General features: G+C 74.9%; 8 protein-coding genes. 3 read left to right on the top strand and 5 right to left on the bottom strand.

All coding sequences use genetic code 11. From position 1 onward, the window contains the following. The coding region (locus FOE67_RS14780; RefSeq protein ID WP_323384947.1) for a DUF1206 domain-containing protein at window positions 1-472 on the bottom strand (472 nt) is incomplete at its 3' end. 137 nt (window positions 473-609) lie between these two features. Between FOE67_RS14780 and FOE67_RS14775 the strand changes: the two genes are divergently transcribed. Further along, window positions 610-1497: a hypothetical protein gene (locus tag FOE67_RS14775; protein ID WP_228473901.1), complete on the top strand. Its 888-nt coding sequence runs from the start codon at window positions 610-612 to the stop codon at window positions 1495-1497. A gap of 102 nt (window positions 1498-1599) precedes the next feature. After that, window positions 1600-1866, top strand: coding sequence for an HU family DNA-binding protein (locus tag FOE67_RS14770; RefSeq protein WP_182664416.1), 267 nt, complete (start codon window positions 1600-1602; stop codon window positions 1864-1866). 83 nt (window positions 1867-1949) lie between these two features. On the opposite strand, the gene FOE67_RS29350 is transcribed toward FOE67_RS14770, so the two are convergent. Continuing rightward, the gene (locus FOE67_RS29350) at window positions 1950-2450 is read right to left on the bottom strand and encodes a small multi-drug export protein (RefSeq protein ID WP_323384946.1); all 501 of its coding nucleotides are present in this window, start codon (window positions 2448-2450) and stop codon (window positions 1950-1952) included. Next, the gene (locus tag FOE67_RS29345) at window positions 2432-2761 is read right to left on the bottom strand and encodes a TetR/AcrR family transcriptional regulator (RefSeq protein WP_228473900.1); all 330 of its coding nucleotides are present in this window, start codon (window positions 2759-2761) and stop codon (window positions 2432-2434) included. Before FOE67_RS29345 ends, FOE67_RS29350 begins: the two co-directional genes overlap by 19 nt. A gap of 185 nt (window positions 2762-2946) precedes the next feature. Between FOE67_RS29345 and FOE67_RS14760 the strand changes: the two genes are divergently transcribed. After that, window positions 2947-3150: a hypothetical protein gene (locus FOE67_RS14760; protein ID WP_182664412.1), complete on the top strand. Its 204-nt coding sequence runs from the start codon at window positions 2947-2949 to the stop codon at window positions 3148-3150. Between the two features lie 119 nt (window positions 3151-3269). On the opposite strand, the gene FOE67_RS14755 is transcribed toward FOE67_RS14760, so the two are convergent. Beyond that, window positions 3270-4571: a GNAT family N-acetyltransferase gene (locus tag FOE67_RS14755; RefSeq protein WP_182664410.1), complete on the bottom strand. Its 1302-nt coding sequence runs from the start codon at window positions 4569-4571 to the stop codon at window positions 3270-3272. 124 nt (window positions 4572-4695) lie between these two features. Continuing rightward, window positions 4696-5667, bottom strand: a 972-nt coding sequence (locus tag FOE67_RS14750; protein ID WP_194444286.1) for an asparaginase, incomplete at its 5' end; no start/stop codon positions are given.

The following is a 5667-nucleotide window of genomic DNA, read 5'->3' as shown; positions in this document are numbered from 1 at the left end:
CCCACCGCGTGACCCGGTTGGGGCGGGGGGGGGGGAGGGTCTCCCCGCCCCCCGCCCCCACCGCGAAGGACAGCACGGAGAAGGAGATCACCGCACAGGCGACGGAGCCCCCCGCGGCCCCCAGCCGTTTGCCGGCTTTCCCGCCGTCGGGGCCGGCGGGCCCGACGATCGCCTCGACGACCCGCCACAGCGCCAGTGCCGCCAGGCCGCACCCCACGGCCCAGATCAGCGCCGCGCCGAACGGTTGTGCCGCGAGTTCCTGCACCGCACCCTGCTGATCGGCCTGTGGGTCACCGCCCGAGCCGAAGGCGATCTGCAGGGCCAACAGCCCCACCACCCCGTGGATCACCCCCCGCGCCACCAGTCCGATCCGCGCCGCCCGGCGGAGCACGGGGCTGCGCGCCCCCCGGTGGGCGGCCCGCTCCGCCCCGTCGGCGGCTCTCCGGCCCTGCTCGGTGACTGTTCCGCTCACGGTCCCTCCCCGGGATGGTGTCCGGGCGGGCGACTGCCCGGGTCCCGACCGGGGAAACCCGACGCCCCGGGGACCGACCGCGGCGGCGGTGATGGAATGTGGGGCGAAGCCCGTCCCCGCTTCCCGGAGAACACGCGATGACCCCTCGGCCCAAGGTCCTGTTCGTCACCGACCTCGCCTACCCGGCGCGCGGACGCCGGTACGGCGACGAGGACGTCCTGCTCACCTCCCGCCTGCGCGAGGACTTCGACATCGCCCTGTGCCATCCGCTGGACGCGGTCGCCCTGATGGACGCCTTCGACCTCGTCGTGGTCCGCAACAGCGGTCCGGTGATCCACTACCGGGAGGCCCACGAGGCGTTCCGGGAACACGCCCTGGCCCGACGCGTCCCGGTGTACAACCCGCTCACCGGCCGGGGGGACATGGCGGGGAAGGGCTACCTCCCGCTCCTGACCGAGGCCGGGTACCCCGTCATCCCCACCCTCCGGTATCCGGTGGTCCCGGACCGCCTGCCGGCGGCCGACCGGTACGTCGTCAAACCCGAGACGGGCGCGGACTCCATCGGGCTGCGGGTCCTGGACCGCTCGGAGGTGGTGGGACTTCCGCCCGGGGCGGGGGAGGGGCAGCTCATCCAGCCGCTGGTGGACTTCCGGTACGAGGTGTCCTTCCTCCACCTCGACGGCGTCTTCCGGTACGCCCTGTACGCCCCCGACCCGGAACGCCGGTGGGAGTTGGAGCCCTACGAACCCACCGGGGCCGACCTGCGGTTCGCCCGGCGGTTCGTCGAGTGGAACACCCTCGACCACGGCATCCAGCGGGTGGACGCCTGCCGCACCCGGGACGGCGAACTTCTCCTGGTCGAGCTGGAGGACCTCAACCCCTACCTCTCCCTGGACCGTCTGCCGGAGCCGGTCCGCGAGGACTTCCTCACCGCGTTCGGGGAGTCCCTGCGACGTTTCGCGGCCCTCCACCCCCGGGCCGGGGACCCCGGTCCGCGCCGGCGACCGCCGGGACGGACCGCCTGAACGGGCGGTGCGCCCCGACCGGTGTCACGATGACCCTCCGGGGCCGGTCGACCGGCCCCGGAGAGCCGGGCAGGCACCGATGACGAATGGGCGGGACGGGACATGGACAGGACCGAACTGGTCGAACGCACCCTCGGCAAGGCCGCCGACAACGGCGCCGAGCTCTCGGCCGAGCAGACCGGACAGATCATCGACGCGCTGTTCGGGACGCTGGAGCGCCCCGGGGCCATCGCCGAGGTCATTCGTTCCGGCGAGGCCGTCACGGTGCTGGGCTTCGGCACCTTCGACACCGATGGCCACCGGGCGGTCTTCCGACCCGGCACGGCCCTGGTCGAGTACCTGGGGCACGGACCCGCCCCCCGCCGCTGAGCGGCCGCACCGGCCCCGGGCCCCGTCGCGCGTCCACGGGGGACCGGGGCGCGGGCGGGATCCCCGGGGCGGCGTACCGCCGGTCAGGAGGTGAACAGGCCCACGCCGCCGATCGCCAGCACCGCGGCCAGGACGCCCCAGGCCAGGGTCGCACCGCCCACCCACACCGTGGCCCGGCGGGCGGTGACACCCATCGACACCGCCACCGCGGCGGAGAGCTGGGTGCCGATGCCCAGGGGGCCGAGGACGGCCAGTCCCGGCATGCCCCACCGGTTGAGGATGCGACGGATGCGCTCCCGGCGGGCGGCGGCCCGTTCGGACACCGGCGCCGGCACGGCCGGCGACTCCCCCTCGCCGGTCGCGGCGTGAACGGCTCGCCGGGCCCGCCGCTCCAGCCACCAGCGGCGCAGTCGCTCGCCGTACCAGGCGGTGAGGGCGACCGTCAGCAGGTTGCCGGCCAGGCCTGCCACGGTCACCGCGACCGGGTTGAGGCCCGCGACGATTCCCGCCGGGATCACGATGATCGCCTCCAGCCAGGGGAGCGCCCCGCCGAGGAAGACGCCGATCAGTCCACCGATCTCCACTGTTCCCGCTTCCGTGTGTGTGCGTCGTTCCCGGTCCCCGCCGCCGGGTCGTTTCCGTCGTGGAGGCCCCGCAGGAGGGCGTCCACGGTCGTGGACAGCAGGCGGTGGTCCAGGGGTCGGTCGGTGACCAGGGCCTGGATGAGCGCCCCGTCCACCAGGGCGGTGATCGCCCTGGCCGTCGGCTCGTCGGACACCGTCGCCACCGCCCGGGTCATCTCCCCGATCCACGCGTCCACCAGCGGTCGCAACCGTTCGTCCCGGGCGGCCGCGAGGTAGAGGTCGCCGGGATGGACGGGAGCGGAGGGGATCAACCCCCCGAACCGTCACATGTCGCGGCGAGGCGACCGTGACGGAAGGTGAGCGCGGAAGGGGATGGGGGCGAGGATCCGCCCGGCTCCCCGTCACCCGGCCACCCTCGATCACCCCGGTCGCGCGGTGGACGCGCGGCTCCTCCCGCCGGCGATGGAAGCGGAAGCGCGGAAGGAGGAAGGCGATCATGGTTGAGGGTCGGGTCCGGGCGTTGAGCGCGCTGGTGTTCCACGTCCTGTTGCCCTTCCTGCTCCAGCTCGGCTGGCAGGTCGTGGCGGCCACGGTACTGGTGGCCTTCGTGCTGTGGGAGTCGGGACCGGAGAGCGGTCTGCGCTGGCAGTTCAGCGTGGGCCTGCTGGCGGTCGCGGCGGGGCTGCTGGCGCTCGGCTGAGGCCGGGCGTCGGCACGCCCCCGCCGCGTGCCGGCACCCCGCCCCCCTGTTCCTCTGCCCCTTTTTGCTTCCGGTTCTCCCGGTCTCCCCTGTTGGTCCGGGGAGAACCCGCGACCTCCTCAGAAACCGTCCGGGCACCAGGGCCGACGACCGGTCCCCAGCAGCAGATCGGCCTGCACGACCGCGCCCGGTGTCTCCTCGTCCAGCTCCCCCGCCGCGTGCGCGAGGGTGGCGGAGCGCTCCCCCAGCCACAGGCCCGCCAGCACGCCGGTGTCCAGCGTCAGGTCGGCGGAGCGGTCGGTGGGCACGCACTCGGCGCCCTCCGGCGAGGCGGTCAGCAGGAAGCGTCCGTCGGACAGCCCCAGCGGGTCGCGTACCTCCACCACCAGCTCGCCGTCGGTCCGGTAGACCCGCGAGGACAGCATCGCGGCGGTGTCCAGCGGCCGGACCCACAGGAAGTCCCACTGGTCGGTGATCCGGGCGGCACGAGGGTCGGGCAGCAGCGAGACCATCGGATCCTCCGGGTAGCGCTTCCCGGTGGAGATCCGACTCACCCAGTCGTTGCAGCACAGGTGGTGCCACAGCGCCCGCTCGGCCGCCGGGGTGGCACCGATCAGGGAGCGCACCTTCAGCAGGTTGTCGGGCCGGCCGTGGGTCCAGGTCTCGTCGATGGTGTAGCTCGCCAGGCCCTGCGGCACGCCCTCGGCGTCCGTGTACAGCAGGTGGTGGAAGACGGGTGGGTCGTCGGACCACCGCACGACGCCGGTGAACCGGTCCCACCAGAAGGCGTCCCGGTCGATGGCGCCCGGGTGCAGCCGGCGGAACCGGTCGTGCAGTTCGGGCCCGATCTTCCGCACCTCCTCGGCGTCGGCGAAGCGGATCGAGCCGGGCAGGCCGAGGTCCTCCGGCCGGCCGGTGCGTCGCGGGTCGAGGCCGGCACCCGCGGTGTCGATCTCCAGGGTGGTCGCGCTCGCGGCCGGGCCGAAGCCGTAGCGGCCGTAGATGCGGTACTCGGCGGCGATCAGGGTGGCCACGGTGTCGCCGCGCTCCCGCGCCGCCCGCAGGTCCTCGGTCATCAGCCGGGACAGCAGGCCGCGCCGGCGGTGGGTGGAGGAGACGGTCACGGCGGTGACGGCGTCGGCGCGCACCGCCTTCCCGCCGGGGGCGGTCAGCTCCTGGTCGAAGGAGCGGAAGGTGGCTACGCAGCGGCCCTCGTCGAAGACGCCCCGGGTGCGGGAGAGGTCCATCCCCGCGAAGCGGTCGGGGGCCTCCTTCGGGTCGCCGCCGGGCGGGACGTTGAAGCCGGTGCGGACGCCCACCAGCCACTGGGCGAACAGGTCGGCGTCCCCGCCGACGGCGCGGATGTCCGGATCGGGGGCGGCGGCTGCGGTGGGCGTCTGTACGGGTGAGTCCGAGGCCATGGTCAGACGGTAGGACCGGGGGTCGGGTGTCGCCACGCATTTTCCGCGTTCTCCGCGCGCCGGCACCCGACCCCGCGGGCTCGGGGGCCCCGGACATCCGCCGCACCGCCCTCGGCCGGGACCCTCAAATGGTCGCCCGCACCCCGCCCACCGGCCGTCCGCCGCCCAGCAGCGGGGCCTCGGCGATCCGCTCCAGCACCGGGTGCTCCACCCCCATCGCGGCCAGCGCGGCGGCCAGCACCGGGCCGCGCGCCCGTCCGGCCCCGTCCTCGATCTTGAAGGCCAAGGCGCGGCCGTCGGCCAGCGCCACGGCCTGCACGCCCTCGGCGCCCGCCTTGGCCAGCACGCCCGGCACCTCCCGCATCAGCAGGGTGTCCTCGCGGCGGGTGCCGCCGATGTACTCGGGGTGGGCGCGCATGGCGTCGGCCACCCTCCGCTCCGGGGTGTCGGGGTCGGCCAGCACGTGGGCGCGGAAGGCGCGGGCCAGGCCGGTCAGGGAGATCGCCATCAGCGGCGCGCCGCAGCCGTCGACGCCGGTGTGCGCCACCTTCTCCCCGCTCAGCTCCTCCAGGGTCTCCCGGATCAGGCGCTGGAGGGGGTGGTCGGGGTCGGCGTAGTCGGCGGTGGACCAGCCGTTCGCCGCACAGGCGGCGAGCATGGCGGCGTGCTTGCCGGAGCAGTTCATCGCGAGCCGGGTGCGCCCGCCGCCGGCGGCGAGCACCCGCTCGACCTCCTCCGGGTCGCCGGGCAGGTCCGGCGGGCAGATCAGGTCGTCCTCGGCGAAGCCGTGCGCCGAGAGGACGGCGGCGGCGCGGGCCCGGTGGAACGCCTCGCCGGCGTGGCTGGCGGCGGCCATGGCCAGGTCCTCGCCGCGCAGGTCGGCGCCGGCGCGCAGGATCGCGGCGGCCTGCATCGGCTTGTTGCTGGAGCGGGGGAAGAAGGGTGAGGTCACGTCGCCCAGGGCCCGGCGCACGGTGCCGTCGGCGGCCAGTTCGACGAGCGAGCCGCGGTGCCGGCCCTCCACGAAGCCCGAGCGCACGACCTCGGCGAGCACCGGCGGGGCGGCGGGTTCGTCGGAGGCGGGGTGCTGTCTCTG

Source organism: Streptomyces calidiresistens (genome assembly GCF_014141525.1).
Taxonomy (GTDB): domain Bacteria; phylum Actinomycetota; class Actinomycetes; order Streptomycetales; family Streptomycetaceae; genus Streptomyces; species Streptomyces calidiresistens.
This window is presented reverse-complemented; position numbering and strand designations above follow the sequence as displayed.

Excerpts from the sequence above, each read along its gene's own strand:
- FOE67_RS14775 (WP_228473901.1), top strand. The coding sequence starts at position 610 with ATGACCCCTCGGCCCAAGGTCCTGTTCGTCACCGACCTCGCCTACCCG.
- FOE67_RS14760 (WP_182664412.1), top strand. The coding sequence starts at position 2,947 with ATGGTTGAGGGTCGGGTCCGGGCGTTGAGCGCGCTGGTGTTCCACGTC.
- FOE67_RS14770 (WP_182664416.1), top strand. The coding sequence starts at position 1,600 with ATGGACAGGACCGAACTGGTCGAACGCACCCTCGGCAAGGCCGCCGAC.
- FOE67_RS14755 (WP_182664410.1), bottom strand. The coding sequence starts at position 4,571 with ATGGCCTCGGACTCACCCGTACAGACGCCCACCGCAGCCGCCGCCCCC.